Origin of the sequence: Rhodosalinus sediminis, assembly GCF_003385555.1 — a bacterium.
In the GTDB taxonomy this organism is placed as follows: domain Bacteria; phylum Pseudomonadota; class Alphaproteobacteria; order Rhodobacterales; family Rhodobacteraceae; genus Rhodosalinus; species Rhodosalinus sediminis.
The window spans coordinates 189,421-202,092 of sequence record NZ_QOHR01000003.1 but is presented as its reverse complement, the minus strand read 5'-3'; the positions used below and the strand labels follow the sequence as shown (position 1 = coordinate 202,092).

At 74.6% G+C, this 12,672-nt stretch carries 12 protein-coding genes; 6 read left to right on the top strand and 6 right to left on the bottom strand.

The window, feature by feature from the left end; all coding sequences use genetic code 11:
- The first annotated feature begins 124 nt into the window (after positions 1–124).
- The 4 genes from lspA to DRV84_RS04475 all read left to right on the top strand — a co-directional run bounded on the left by lspA (position 125) and on the right by DRV84_RS04475 (position 3,991).
- Positions 125–604 carry a signal peptidase II gene (gene lspA / locus DRV84_RS04490; protein WP_115978676.1) on the top strand — a complete coding sequence of 160 codons (480 nt, stop codon included), beginning with the start codon at positions 125–127 and terminating at the stop codon, positions 602–604.
- A gap of 78 nt (positions 605–682) precedes the next feature.
- Positions 683–1,171, top strand: a complete 489-nt coding sequence (locus tag DRV84_RS04485; protein WP_239994980.1) for a DUF3035 domain-containing protein — start codon at positions 683–685, stop codon at positions 1,169–1,171.
- Positions 1,172–1,250: 79 nt separating this feature from the next.
- Positions 1,251–2,654 (top strand): M16 family metallopeptidase, encoded by a 1,404-nt coding sequence (locus tag DRV84_RS04480; protein WP_115978674.1) that lies wholly within the window; start codon positions 1,251–1,253, stop codon positions 2,652–2,654.
- On the top strand, positions 2,651–3,991 hold the full coding sequence (locus tag DRV84_RS04475) for a M16 family metallopeptidase (RefSeq protein WP_115978673.1): 1,341 nt from the start codon (positions 2,651–2,653) through the stop codon (positions 3,989–3,991). Before DRV84_RS04480 ends, DRV84_RS04475 begins: the two co-directional genes overlap by 4 nt.
- An 81-nt stretch (positions 3,992–4,072) precedes the next feature.
- Here the strand turns inward: DRV84_RS04475 and dapA are convergent, their stop codons facing one another.
- Positions 4,073–4,948: a 4-hydroxy-tetrahydrodipicolinate synthase gene (dapA, locus tag DRV84_RS04470; protein ID WP_115978672.1), complete on the bottom strand. Its 876-nt coding sequence runs from the start codon at positions 4,946–4,948 to the stop codon at positions 4,073–4,075.
- Between the two features lie 125 nt (positions 4,949–5,073).
- On the opposite strand from dapA, the gene DRV84_RS04465 reads away from it, so the two are divergent.
- The gene (locus tag DRV84_RS04465) at positions 5,074–7,032 is read left to right on the top strand and encodes a lytic transglycosylase domain-containing protein (protein ID WP_115978671.1); all 1,959 of its coding nucleotides are present in this window, start codon (positions 5,074–5,076) and stop codon (positions 7,030–7,032) included.
- 79 nt (positions 7,033–7,111) lie between these two features.
- Here DRV84_RS04465 and DRV84_RS04460 read toward each other — a convergent pair whose 3' ends face one another.
- Both DRV84_RS04460 and mnmC2 read right to left on the bottom strand, forming a co-directional pair.
- Positions 7,112–7,978, bottom strand: coding sequence for a DMT family transporter (locus tag DRV84_RS04460; RefSeq protein ID WP_115978670.1), 867 nt, complete (start codon positions 7,976–7,978; stop codon positions 7,112–7,114).
- A complete protein-coding gene (gene mnmC2, locus DRV84_RS04455) occupies positions 7,975–8,637 on the bottom strand; it encodes a tRNA (5-methylaminomethyl-2-thiouridine)(34)-methyltransferase MnmC2 (protein ID WP_115978669.1) in 663 nt (220 codons plus the stop codon). The genes DRV84_RS04460 and mnmC2 overlap by 4 nt, the downstream gene beginning before the upstream one ends.
- Positions 8,638–8,696: 59 nt before the next feature.
- Here mnmC2 and DRV84_RS04450 point away from each other — a divergent pair, with 59 nt between their 5' ends.
- Entirely contained in the window at positions 8,697–9,734 is a 1,038-nt protein-coding gene (locus tag DRV84_RS04450) for an NAD(P)/FAD-dependent oxidoreductase (protein WP_239994979.1), read from the top strand.
- Positions 9,735–9,969: 235 nt separating this feature from the next.
- Here the strand turns inward: DRV84_RS04450 and DRV84_RS04445 are convergent, their stop codons facing one another.
- The 3 genes from DRV84_RS04445 to sfsA form a co-directional block, all read right to left on the bottom strand.
- Positions 9,970–10,512 carry an NADPH-dependent FMN reductase gene (locus DRV84_RS04445; RefSeq protein WP_115978667.1) on the bottom strand — a complete coding sequence of 181 codons (543 nt, stop codon included), beginning with the start codon at positions 10,510–10,512 and terminating at the stop codon, positions 9,970–9,972.
- Between the two features lie 532 nt (positions 10,513–11,044).
- Positions 11,045–11,863, bottom strand: a complete 819-nt coding sequence (gene map / locus DRV84_RS04440; RefSeq protein WP_115978666.1) for a type I methionyl aminopeptidase — start codon at positions 11,861–11,863, stop codon at positions 11,045–11,047.
- Positions 11,864–11,937: 74 nt separating this feature from the next.
- The gene (gene sfsA, locus DRV84_RS04435; RefSeq protein ID WP_115978665.1) at positions 11,938–12,645 is read right to left on the bottom strand and encodes a DNA/RNA nuclease SfsA; all 708 of its coding nucleotides are present in this window, start codon (positions 12,643–12,645) and stop codon (positions 11,938–11,940) included.
- Positions 12,646–12,672 lie beyond the last annotated feature (27 nt).

Here is a 12,672-nt window from a genome sequence, read left to right as displayed (position 1 = left end):
GGGGGGGGGGGGGGGGGGGGGGGGGGGGGGGGGCGCTGCCCCCCGTCCGCGCGGGGCGCGCGGACTCCCCCCGGAGTATTTGCGCCAAGATGATGGGCGCGGCGTGGCGAGAGGGAGCGGGGACATGCGGCTGATGGGCTGGGTGGCGGCGGCGGTCTTCGCGATCGACCAGGCGCTGAAGTATTACGTGGTGCATGGTCTCGCGCTGGCGGAGGTGCGGGCGATCGACGTCTGGCCGCCGTATCTGACCCTGCGGATGGCGTGGAACACGGGGATCAACTTCGGGCTCTTCGCGGGCGGCGCGGAGGCCGCGCGCTGGGGGCTGATCGGGATCGCGCTGGCGATCTCCGTGGCGGTCGCCGTCTGGATCCGGCGCGACCCGCCGGGGCGGGCGGGGTTCGTCTCGGCCGGGTTGCTGATCGGCGGGGCGCTCGGCAACGTGGTCGATCGCGTCGTCTACGGCGCGGTGGCGGATTTCCTGAACATGTCCTGTTGCGGGATCGACAACCCGTTTTCCTTCAACGTGGCCGACATCGCGATCTTCGCGGGGGCGCTGGGGCTCGTCGTGTTCACCGGCGAGGGCGGCGGCGAAAAGGCCCCGTGACGGCGTGGGACGGATGGGATACACCTGCGCCGAGCTTGGGAGGTGAGTATGCGAGCGATGCGCGCGGCGTGTTTCGGAGTGGCGCTTCTGGGTCTCGCGGCCTGCGGCGGGGACGGCCGGCTGCGCGACCTGTCCAACACGCCGGGCGGGCCGGAGGAGTTCGGCATCGTGCCCAACAAGCCGCTCGAGACGCCGCCCTCGGTGTCGGAGCTTCCGCCGCCCGTGCCAGAGGGGCGCAATCGGGCGGACCTGACGCCGCGGGTGGACGCGGTGGCGGCGCTGGGGGGCGATCCGGCGCGGCTCGAGCCCGGGGCGGTGCCCGCGCGCGACCGGACGCTCGTCGCAGCGGTGTCGCGGTTCGGTGTGCCGGAGGACATCCGGGCGCAGCTCGCCGCCGAGGACGCGGCCTTCCGCCGGGGCAAGGCGCGGTTCGCCAACATCCGGCTCGTGCCGGTGGATCGCTACAATCAGGCGTATGCCGGGCAAGCGCTCGACGCCTTCGCGGCGCACCGGCGCTACCGGGCCGAGGGGCTGCGCACGCCGTCGGCGCCGCCCGAGGCGCGGTGAGCGCTCACGACGCCGTGGGGCAGGCTTGAAGCGGCCGCGCGGCGGCACATCTTTGCGCTGTCGGAACAGGAGGACTGCGATGCGCCGCGCGTTCGCCGCACTGGCCCTGCTCGTCGCCGCCGCGGGGGCGACGGTCGCCGCCGCCGCCGAGACGGTGACGGATTTCACCCTCGACAACGGGATGGAGGTCGTGGTGATCGAGGATCACCGCGCGCCGCTCGTCGTGCACATGGTCTGGTACCGCGCGGGCGCCGCGGACGAGCCGCCGGGGCGCTCGGGCATCGCGCATTTCCTCGAGCACCTGATGTTCAAGGGCACCGACGATCTCGCCCCCGGGGAGTTCTCGGCGACGGTCGCGGCGCAGGGCGGGCGCGACAACGCTTTCACGAGCTACGATTACACCGCCTATTTCCAGCGGGTCGCGGCCGACCGCCTCGGCCTGATGATGGAGATGGAGGCGGAGCGGATGACCGACCTCGCGCTCCGCCCCGAGGACGTGGCGACCGAGCGGGGCGTGATCCTCGAGGAGCGCAACCAGCGGGTGGAGAACGAGCCGTCGTCGCTCTTTCGTGAGCAGGCCGCAGCCGCGCTCTGGCTGAACCATCCCTATGGCACGCCGGTGATCGGCTGGCGCCACGAGATCGAGGCGCTCGACAAGGCGGCGGCCGAGGCGTTCTATGACCGCTTCTACGCGCCGAACAACGCGATCCTGATCGTCGCGGGCGACACCACGCCCGAAGAGGTGCGCGCCCTCGCCGAGGAGCACTACGGCGCGATCTCCGCCAACCCGGAGGTCGGCCCGCGCGCCCGCCCGCAGGAGCCGCCGCATCGCGCGGCGCGCCGCGTGGCGATGGAGGATCCGCGCGTGGCGCAACCCCTCTTGCAGCGGCAGTATCTCGCCCCCGCCCGCGCGCCCGGCGATCAGGAGCGCGCGGCGGCGCTGACGCTCCTGGCGGAAATCCTGGGCGGCGGGCAGACCTCCGTGCTGACCCGCAAGCTCCAGTTCGAGGAGCAGGTCGCGGTCTTCGCCGGCGCCTATTACGGCGCGACGCGGCGGGACGGGTCGAGCTTTTCCCTCGTCGCGGTGCCGCGGGAGGGTGTGAGCCCCGAGGAGGCCGAGGCGGCGCTCGACCGCGCAGTCGCGGACTTCCTCGAGGCGGGCGTCGATGCCGAGCAACTCGAGCGGATCAAGTTCCAGCTGCGCGCGTCGCGCATCTACGAACAGGACAACGTGCAGTCGCTCGCCAACCGCTACGGCCGCGCGCTGGCCTCCGGGCTGACGCTCGCGGATATCGAGGCCTGGCCGGAGGTGCTGCAATCGGTGACCGAGGAGGACATCCTCGCCGCTGCGCGCGAGGTGCTGCGGCCCGAACGCTCCGTGACCGGCGTGCTGACCGCGGGCGGCGCGCGGGCCGAGGACGCCGAGATGCCCGCGGTGCCGGGCGAGAGCGGGGCGGTCGCGCCCGAGGAGGTGATGCAATGATCCGCCGGAGCCTGTCGCGCCTCGCGCTCGCCTGCGCCCTCACGCTCGCCGCCGCCCTGCCGCTCCGGGCGCAGGTGGAGATCCAGCAGGTCACGAGCCCCGGCGGCATCGACGCCTGGCTCGTGGAGGATCGCAACATCCCCTTCACCGCGCTCGAGATCCGCTTTCGCGGCGGCGCCTCGCTCGACGCCCCGGAGAAGCGCGGCGCGGTGCGCTTGATGACCGGGTTGCTGGAGGAGGGCGCGGGCGAGATGGACGCGCAGGGCTTCGCCCGCGCGGTCGAGGGCGTGGCCGCCGATTTCAGCTACAGCGCCGGGGACGACACGGTGTCGGTCTCCGCGCGCTTCCTCACCGAGACGCGGGACGAGGCGGTGGACCTGCTGCGCGCCTCGCTCGTCGCGCCGCGCTTCGATCCGCAGGCGATCGAGCGGGTGCGCGCGCAGGCGCTCTCGGCGATCCGCTCGGACCAGCAGGATCCCGGCGTGCTCGCCAGTCGCGCCTTCGACCGGCTGGCCTTCGGCGACCATCCCTACGCCACCCCGGCCGACGGCACGCTGGAGAGCGTGCAGGCCCTCACGCGGGAGGATCTCGTGGCGGCGCACGACGCCGCGCTCGCGCGCGACCGGGTCGTGGTCGGCGCGGCCGGCGACATCTCCGCCGAGGAGCTCGGCCGGCTTCTCGACGATCTGCTGGGCGATCTGCCGGCCGAGGGCGCGCCGCTGCCCGGGGATGTCGCGGTCGAGATGCCGGGCGGCACGCGCGTGGTGGAGTTCGACACGCCGCAGTCGGTCGCGGTCTTCGGGCACGCGGGGCTCGCGCGCGACGATCCGGATTTCTTCCCGGCCTACGTGCTCAACCATATCGTCGGCGGCGGCGGCTTCGAGAGCCGGCTGATGCAGGAGGTCCGCGAGAAGCGCGGGCTGACCTACGGCGTCTATTCCTTCCTCGCGCCGAAGGATCACGCGGCGCTTCACTTGGGCCGCGTCGCCTCCTCCAACGACCGCATCGCCGAGGCGATATCGGTGATCCGCGACATCTGGCGCGACGTGGCCGCTGGCGGCGTGACGGAGGAGGAACTGGCCGACGCCAAGACCTATCTCACTGGCGCCTATCCGCTGCGCTTCGACGGGAACGGGCCGATCGCGAACATCCTCGTGGCGATGCAGCTCGACGGGCTGCCGATGGACTACGTCGAGACGCGCAACGACAGGGTGCGGGCCATCACGCTCGAGGAGATCGACCGCGTCGCCGCCGAGCTCTTCGATCCCGAGCGGCTGACCTTCGTCGTGGCGGGCCAGCCCGAGGGGCTGGAGGACGCCGCGGCGGTGTCGCAGTGAGGGTTTCGCGGTGAGGGCGGCGCAGTGAACCGGGCCGGGCGCCGCGCCGCCGCACGGCGGGCGCGCGCCCCGCGGCGGGCCTCAGTCGATGAGGCCCGCGTGGCGCATCCCCTCGCGCACGCGCGCCTGCGCGGCCTCGGTCAGTTCGACCAGCGGCAGGCGCGTGTCGGGGGCGCAGTGGCCCAGCACCGACAGCCCGTATTTCGCGCCCACCAGCCCCGGCTCGGCGAAGATCGCCTTGTGCAGCGGCATCAGCCGGTCCTGGATCTCGAGCGCGCGGGCGTAATAGTTGGCGAGGCAGGCCTCCTGCAGCTCCGCGCAGAGCCGCGGCGCCACGTTCGCCGTCACCGAGATGCAGCCGCGGCCCCCTTGCGCGTTGAAGCCGTGCGCCGTCGCGTCCTCGCCCGAGATCTGCAGGAACTCCGGCCCGCAGAGCATCCGCTGCCGGCAGACCCGGTCGAGATCGCCGGTCGCGTCCTTGACCCCGATGATCCGCGGCAGCTGCGCGAGCTCCGCCATCGTCTCGGGCGTCATGTCCACGGCCGAGCGGCCGGGGATGTTGTAGATGATGATCGGCAGATCGGCGCAGTCGTGCAAGGCGCGGAAATGCGCGATCATGCCCGCCTGCGTCGGCTTGTTGTAATAGGGCGTGACGACGAGCGCGGCGTCGGCGCCGACCGAGGCAGCGTGCCGGGTGAAGCGCACCGCCTCGTCGGTGTTGTTCGATCCCGTCCCCGCGATCACCGGGATGCGGCCGGCGGCGAAGCGGACGACGGCCTCGACCACGGCCTCGTGTTCGGCGTGGGTGAGCGTCGGGCTCTCGCCGGTGGTGCCCACGGCGACGAGGCCGTGGCTGCCCTCCGCCACGTGCCAGTCCACCAGCCGCTCCAGCGCGGCGTGATCGACGGCCCCGTCCCGGAAGGGCGTGACCAGCGCGGGCAGCGATCCCTGGATCATGGCGCGCTCCTTCTTCTCGCTCCGTGGCGGGCGCGGCGTGCGCCACGCCCGGGCGGCACGGCCGCGCCCGACGGGGGCGCGCGCCGCGGTGACACGCGCGCGTCTATGTTGCGCCGGAGGCCGGAATGCAAGCCGTAACCGCCCTGCGCGCGGGGCTCCTCGCGGCGCTCCTTCTGGCGCAGGCCGCCGTGGCCGAGGCGCCGCGCCCGCTCGCCGTGGCGCTCGACGCGATGCGAGCAGGGGACTGGGCGCGCGCGGCCCGGCTGGCGCAGGCGGACGGGCCGGCGGCGGCCGACGTGATCGAATGGCACCGCCTGCGCGCTGGGCGGGGGACCGCCGCCGAGGTCACGGCGTTCCTCGCACGCAATCCCGACTGGCCGGGCCTGCCGCTGCTGCGGCGGCGCTCCGAAGAGGCGATCGCCGCCGCCGATCCCGCGACGGTGCGTGCCTTTTTCGCGGCGCGCGCCCCGCAGACCGGGGCCGGCGCGCTCGCCCACGCCGCTCGCCTGGAGGCGGCGGGCGAGCGCGGCGCGGCGCAGGCGGAGGTGGTGCGCGCCTGGCGCACGCTGCCGCTCTCGGAGGAGACGCACGCGCGCTTCCTCGCGCGCCATGGCGCGCGCCTCGCGCCGCATCACGTCGCACGCCTCGACATGGCGCTCTGGCAGGGCTGGGAGGAGAACGCCCGCGCCATGCTGCCGCTGGTGCCCGAGGGCTGGCGCCGGCTCGCCGCGGCGCGGCTCGCGCTGCATCAGGACGCGCCGGGCGTGGACGCGCGCATCGCGGCGGTGCCCGAGGCGCTGGCCGACGACCCCGGCCTCGCCTTCGAGCGCTTCGCCTGGCGGATGCGGCGCGGGCGCGACGGCGACGCCGCCGAGCTCCTGTTGGCGCGCAGCGACAGCGCCGCCGCTCTCGGCGATCCCGCGCGCTGGGCGCCGCTGCGGCGCACGCTCGCCCGCCTCCTGATGCAGGACGGGCGCGACGCGCTGGCCTACGCGGTGGCGGCGACGCATCACACCACCGCCGCGGCGGGCTACGCCCACGCCGCGCTCGAGTGGCAGGCGGGTTACCTTGCGCTGCGCCGGCTCGACCGGCCCGCGCGGGCCGTCGCGCATTTCCGGCGCTTCGCGCAGGCCGTGGAAACGCCGATCTCGCGCGCGCGGGCGGGCTACTGGCTCGGCCGCGCGCAGGAGGCCGCGGGCGACGCCGAGGCCGCCGCGGCCGCCTACGCCCGCGCCGCCGCGCATCAGACGAGCTTCTACGGCCTGCTCGCGGCGGAGCGCGCCGGCCTGCCCTTCGACGCGGCGCTCGCCGCGCGGGGCGCCCTGCCCGACTGGCGCGGCGCCGCCTTCACGCAGAGCTCGGTCTACCGCGCCGGGGTGCAGCTTCTGGCGGCGGGCGAGCGGGACCTCGGCGAGCGGTTCCTGACCCATCTGGTCGAAAGCCTGCCCGCGGGGGAGGCCGCGCGCCTCGGCGCCATGCTCGAGGAGATCGGCGCGCCCCATGTCGCCGTGAGGGTCGGCAAGCGGGCGGCGCGGCGCGGTCTCGTCCTGCCGGGGCCCTATTACGCGCTCCATCCGATGCGCGAGACGCGGCTGCCCGTGCCGGCCGAGCTCGCCCTCGCCGTCGCGCGCCGCGAGAGCGAGTTCGACCCGGCGGTGGTCAGCCCCGCCGGCGCGCGCGGGCTGATGCAGGTGATGCCCGGCACGGCGCGCGACCTCGCCGCGGAGCTCGGGCTGGCCTACGACCACGACCGGCTGCTCACCGACTGGCGCTACAACGCGCGCCTCGGGGCCGCCTATCTCGCCGAGCTCGTCGCGCGCTTCGACGGCAACCCGGTGCTGGTCGCCGCCGCCTACAACGCCGGCCCCTCGCGCGCGCTGCGCTGGATCGAGACGCTCGGCGATCCGCGCGCGCCGGGGGTGGACATCGTGGACTGGATCGAGGCGATCCCGTTCCGCGAGACGCGCGCCTACGTGATGCGCGTCACCGAGAGCCTGCCGGTCTATCGCGCGCGCCTCGGGCGCGACCCGCACCCGGTGCCCTTCACGCAGGAGCTCGCCGGCGCGACGCTGCACGCCGAATAACGCGGGAGATTTTTCGTACGAAAAATCTCCGCCCTCGCGCTGTCCGGGGTGCGAATTTTCGTACGAAAATTCGCGGCCCTCAGGCCTGACGTCGCGCGCGCCAGAGGGTGAAGAGCCCCGCGCCCACCACGAGCGCGGCGCCGAGCGCGACGTTGGGGCGGATCGTCTCGCCGAAGACGAGAAGGCCGATGGCGCTCGCGAAGACGAGCTGGAGATAGGCGAAGGGCTGCACCGCGCTCGCCTCGGCCACTTCGTAGCATTTGATCAGCGTGAAATGCCCGAGCACGCCGGTCAGGCAGAGGCCCCCCATCCAGATCCAGTCGCCGGGCGTCATCGCCTCCCACGTCCAGAGGCCCGCGGCGGTCATCACCCCCGCGCCGACCACGCCCGTCCAGAAGAAGCTCGTCGCCGCATCGTCGGCGCGCGCGGCGAAGCGCGTGAGCAGCCCGTAGAGCGCGAACATCAGCGCGGCGAGGAGCGGCACCGCCGCCTCGGGCGCGAAGACGCCCCAGCCGGGCTCGAGGATCACGAGGACGCCCGCGAAGCCCACGCCGATCGCCGCCCAGCGCCGCCAGCCCACCCGCTCGCCCAGCACGGGCCCGGAGAGCGCGGCGATCAGCAGCGGGTAGGCGGCGAAGACCGCGTGGCTTTCCACCAGCCCCAGCAGCGTGAAGGCGAGCACCATGACGCAGATCTCGAGCGCGAGCAGCGCGCCCCGGAAGATCTGAAGCGCCGGCTGCCGCGTCGCCGCCGCCGCGCGCAGCCCGCCCGCCTGCCGGGCGGCGAGCGCGGCGACGAAGGCGGCGAAGAACCAGTAGCGGATCATCACCACCATCAGCACGTTGTATTCGCTCGCAAGGTGGCGCGAGAGGCCGTCCTGCACCGCGAAGATGAAGGTCGTCGCGACCATCAGCGCGACGCCGAGGCGGATGTCCTGCGCCCTCACGCCAGATGCGCCCGCGTCATGTGCCGCTTCGCCCCGAAGCCCGGCGCCCGCGTGACCGTGAAACCCGCCTGCGCGAGCGCGCGGCGCACGTGGCCCGCGGCGGTGTAGGTGGCCGCGGTGCCGCCCGGCGCGGTGTGGCGCGCGACCGCCCGAAGGAGCGCGGGCTCCCAGAGCTCGGGGTTCTTCGCCGGCGCGAAGCCGTCGAGAAACCATGCGTCGGCGCGCCCCGTCCAGCGCGGCAGCGTCGCGCGCGCGTCGCCCGCGATCAGCGTGAAGCGCAGGTCGGGCAGGTGGATCTCCGCCGCGCCCCAGTGCGGCGCCAGCTCCTCGGCGAGCGGCGCGAGCGCGGGGAAGGCCGCCTGCGCGCGCCGCATCTCCCCGGCGGCGAGCGGAAAGGCCTCGAAGCTCGTGTAGACGAGCGCGCCGGTCTGCCCGCTCTCGCGCCAGGCCGCGAGCGCCGCGAGCAGGTTCAGCCCCGTCCCGAAGCCGAGCTCGGCCACCTGGAAGCCGGGGCGGAAGCGCGCGGGCAGGTCGTTGCCCGCCAGAAAGACGTGCCGCGTCTCGGCGAGCCCGTCGGCCAGCGAGAAATACGGATCGTCGAAGCGCGCGGAGACGGGCACCGCGCCCTGCCATGCGACTCCGGTGCTCTGGTCCTCCATCCGCCGCTGTCCTACTGCTCGCCCGGGAAACGGCCGGAGAGTGGCGAAGGGGGGCGGCGATGGCAATGGCCGAGGTGACGGTGCGCGGAGCCGGGGTCTTCGGGCTCGCGGTGGGCTGGGCCTGCGCGCGGCGCGGCGCATCGGTGACGGTCGTGGACCCCGCCGGCGTGGGCGCCGGGGCCTCGGGCGGGCCCGTCGGCGCGCTCGCACCGCATGCGCCGGAAAACTGGACCGAGGCTAAGGCCTTCCAGTTCGAGAGCCTGAGCATGGCGGGCGACTGGTGGGGCGCGGTGCAGGCGGCGGGCGGCGTCGATCCGGGCTTCGCGCGCTGCGGGCGGCTGCAGCCGGTGGCCGACGCCGCCGCGCTGGAGCGGTCGCGCGCGCGGGCCGAAGGCGCGGCGGCGCATTGGGGCGGGCGCGCGACCTGGGAGGTGATCGCGGCCTCCGAGGCCGGCCCCTGGGCGCCCGTCTCGCCCAGCGGCTGGCTGGTGCGCGACACGCTGACCGCGCGGGTGCAGCCGCGCCGGGCCTGCGCCGCGCTCGCCGCGGCGATCCGGGCAGAGGGCGGCCGGGTCGAGGCCGAGGCGCCGGATCGGGGGCAGGTCGTGCACGCCACGGGTGCCGCGGGGCTTGCCGAGATCGGCGGCGGCTTCGGCCGCGCGGTGAAGGGGCAGGCGGCAGTGCTGGGGCTCGACGCGCGGGATCAGCCGCTCGTCATGGGCGAGGGGCTCTTCGTCGTGCCGCACGTGGACGGCACGGTGGCCGTCGGCTCCACCGCCGAGACCGATTTCGACGATCCGGCGGCGACCGACGCGCAGCTCGACGCGGTGATCGCGCGCGCGCTGGAGGCGATGCCGCTTCTCGCCGGGGCGCGGATCGTGGAGCGCTGGGCGGGGCTGCGGCCGCGGGCGCGGTCGCGCGCGCCGGTGCTGGGCGCCCATCCGACGCGGCCCGGGCAGTTCATCGCCAACGGCGGCTTCAAGATCGGCTTCGGCGTCGCGCCGCTCGCGGGGGAGGTCATGGCCGACCTGCTGCTCGAGGGGCACGACCGCATCCCGCAGGGCTTCCGCCCCGAGGCGAGCCTGCCGAATGGCTGAGGCGCGCCCGCCCCGCCGCGTGCCGCCGGTCAAAGCGCGCGGTCGCCGGCCAAGGTCCGCGCGACGCCGGGCTCGGGCGGAGGCGCCGTGTCCGCAGGCCGCTCTGCGCCTGCGCGGGGCGTCTGACGAAGGGAGCGCGGCCCGCGCGCGAGACGGCGATGGCGGCGGGTGGGCCCCCTCGCGGCGGCCCGCGCCGCTCGGGCGCCCCGAGGCGAGCCTGCCGAAGGGGGGACGCTCAGCCGCCCGCGCGCTCGCGCAGCTTCGCCATCACCGCGTCGAGCGCCTTGGCGTAGCTCTCGGTGACGAGGCGGTCCTCGGCGTCGAAATGCTCGCTCGCGCCGGCGACCATCACGGTCGGGTATTCGAGCACGGAGGGCCGCAGCGGCACGAGGCAGGCGCGCAGCATGAACTGCCCCGTCTCGCCGCCGGTGCGCCCGGCGTTGGCGGAGATCAGCGCCGTCGGCTTGTCGGCGAGCGGGAAGCCCGGCACCCGGCTGATCCAGTCGAGGGCGTTCTTCATCACCCCGGTCACGCCCTTGTTGTACTCGGGCGCGGCGATCACGATCGCGTCGGCCTCGGCGATCTGGTCGGTCAGGCGCGTCACGGCCTCCGGCACGCCCTCGCGCTCCTCGAGGTCGCCGTCGTAGAGCGGCAGGCGCAGGTCGCCCTCGAGATACCGCGCCGGCGCGAAGCGCGCCCGCGCCTCGGCGAGGAGCTTGCGATTGTAGGAGCCCGCGCGCAGCGAGCCCGAGATGCCGAGAAGCGTAAGATCGGCCATGTGGTCCCCCGTGTCGTTCGCTCCGCCAAAGCTGGGGCACGGGGGCATCCGGGGCAAGGGGAGGGCGCCGCGGGCCCCGCCCGCGCGGCGCGCTCGTGTCAGGGGACCGGGTGGCGGCGTGTCCGGGGCGGCCGGCCGCGCCGAACGCCGAGGTTCGGCGCCCGCGCTTTGCCGGGGGCGCGGCGCCCGGGGTCGGCGGGCGGCGGAGACGCCGCGGGTGCCCGCCCTGCGCTTCGCTCAAGAGGGGCGGCCCGCTCCGGCCCCGCGCGGTCCTGCCCGCCCGTGGCCTCGGCGCCGGACCATTCGTGCCGTCAGGCGTGGCCCGATCGCCTGTCACGATACTCCGTGAGGCGCTCGCTCTCGCGCTTTGGCCCGCGCCCGGTCCCGGCCGCCCGTCGCGGCCCATGGGCCACCTCCGGCCGGCGAACGTGACCGCGCCGCCGGTCCTTCGCTGCCGTCGGGCGTGGCCGCGCCGCCTGTCACGATGGGCCGTCCGGCGATCTTGCACCGCCCGCCTGCGCCCGGACCGGCGTCAGTCCTGCGAATAGGTCGGGTGGAAGCGCCCCGCCGGCGAGAGGGTGAAGATCTCGGCCCCGTCCTTGGTCACGCCGACCGAGTGCTCGTACTGCGCCGAGAGGGACTTGTCGCGGGTCACGGCGGTCCAGTCGTCGGAGAGCACCTTGGTCTCGGGGCGGCCGAGGTTCACCATCGGCTCGATCGTGAAGAACATCCCCTCCTCCAGCACCGGGCCGGTGCCGGGGCGGCCGTAGTGCAGCACGTTGGGCGGCGCGTGGAACACCCGGCCGAGGCCGTGGCCGCAGAAGTCGCGCACCACCGACATGCGGTTCGCCTCCACGAAGGTCTGGATGGCGTAGCCCACGTCGCCGAAGGTGTTGCCGGGCTTCACCGCCTCGATGCCGCGCATGAGCGCGTCGTGCGTCACCTCGATCAGGCGTTCGGCCTTCCGCGGGAGCTTGCCGGCGACGTACATGCGGCTCGTGTCGCCGTACCAGCCGTCCACGATCACTGTGACGTCGATGTTCAGGATGTCGCCGTCCTTGAGTACCTTGTCGCCGGGGATGCCGTGGCAGACGACGTGGTTCACGCTGATGCAGGAGGCGTGGCGGTAGCCCTTGTAGCCGATGGTCGCCGATTCGGCGCCGGCCGCCTCGATGCGGCGGGTGATGAACTCGTCGATCGCGCCGGTCGTCGTGCCGGGGGTGACCAGCGGGATCACCTCGTCGAGGATCTCGGCGGCGAGGCGCCCGGCCGTGTGCATGCCGGCGAAATCACCCGGCTCGTGGATGCGGATGCCGTCGCGGGTCAGACGTCCGCGGTGGTCCTGGTTCACGTCGCGCTCCCTCGGCGGCCTCGGTCTGCGCGCCCATTTAGGCAATTTTCCGGCCAAGGGCCAGTGCGCCGCCGTCACGGCAGGACGAGCGGCAGTGGCCCCGCCGCCGCGATGCCCTCCGGGTCGATCCGCGTGCTGAGCGCGAGCGCCTCGACCCCCGCCGCGCGCGCCTCGGCGAAGGCGCGGGCGTAGGCCGGGTCGATGTCGGCGGCGAGCCCGACCTCGGCGGCGTCGGTGCGCTGCACGAGGAACAGCATGACGGCGCGGTGCCCGGCCTCCGCCATCGCGGCGAGTTCGGCCAGATGCTTCGCGCCGCGCGCGGTCACGGCGTCGGGAAACTCCGCCCGCCCCGGCGCGCGGGAGAGGGTGACGCTCTTCACCTCGACATAGGTCTCAGGCTGCCCGCCGCCGGAGAGGAGGAAATCGATGCGGCTCTTCTCGCCGTAGCGCACCTCGGCGCGCAGCGTCGCGTGGCCGGCGAGCGCCTCGACCGCGCCGGTCTCCAGCGCCTCGCGCACGATGCGGTTGGCCGCGCCCGGATCGACGCCGGTGAAATGGCCGTCCGCGTGCTCCACCAGCCGCCAGGCGTACTTGAGCTTCCGTTTGGGGTCGTCGTTCGACTCGAGCCAGATGCGCGCGCCGGGCTCGGCGAGGCCCATCATCGAGCCGGGGTTGCCGACATGCGCGGTCACCTCGCGCCCGTCCTCGAGGCGCGCGTCGGCGAGGAAACGCTTGTAGCGGCGGAGCAGGCGCGCCGGCACCAGAGGGGTTTGAAAGCGCATGGGGCGCCGCTTACAAGGACGGGTGAA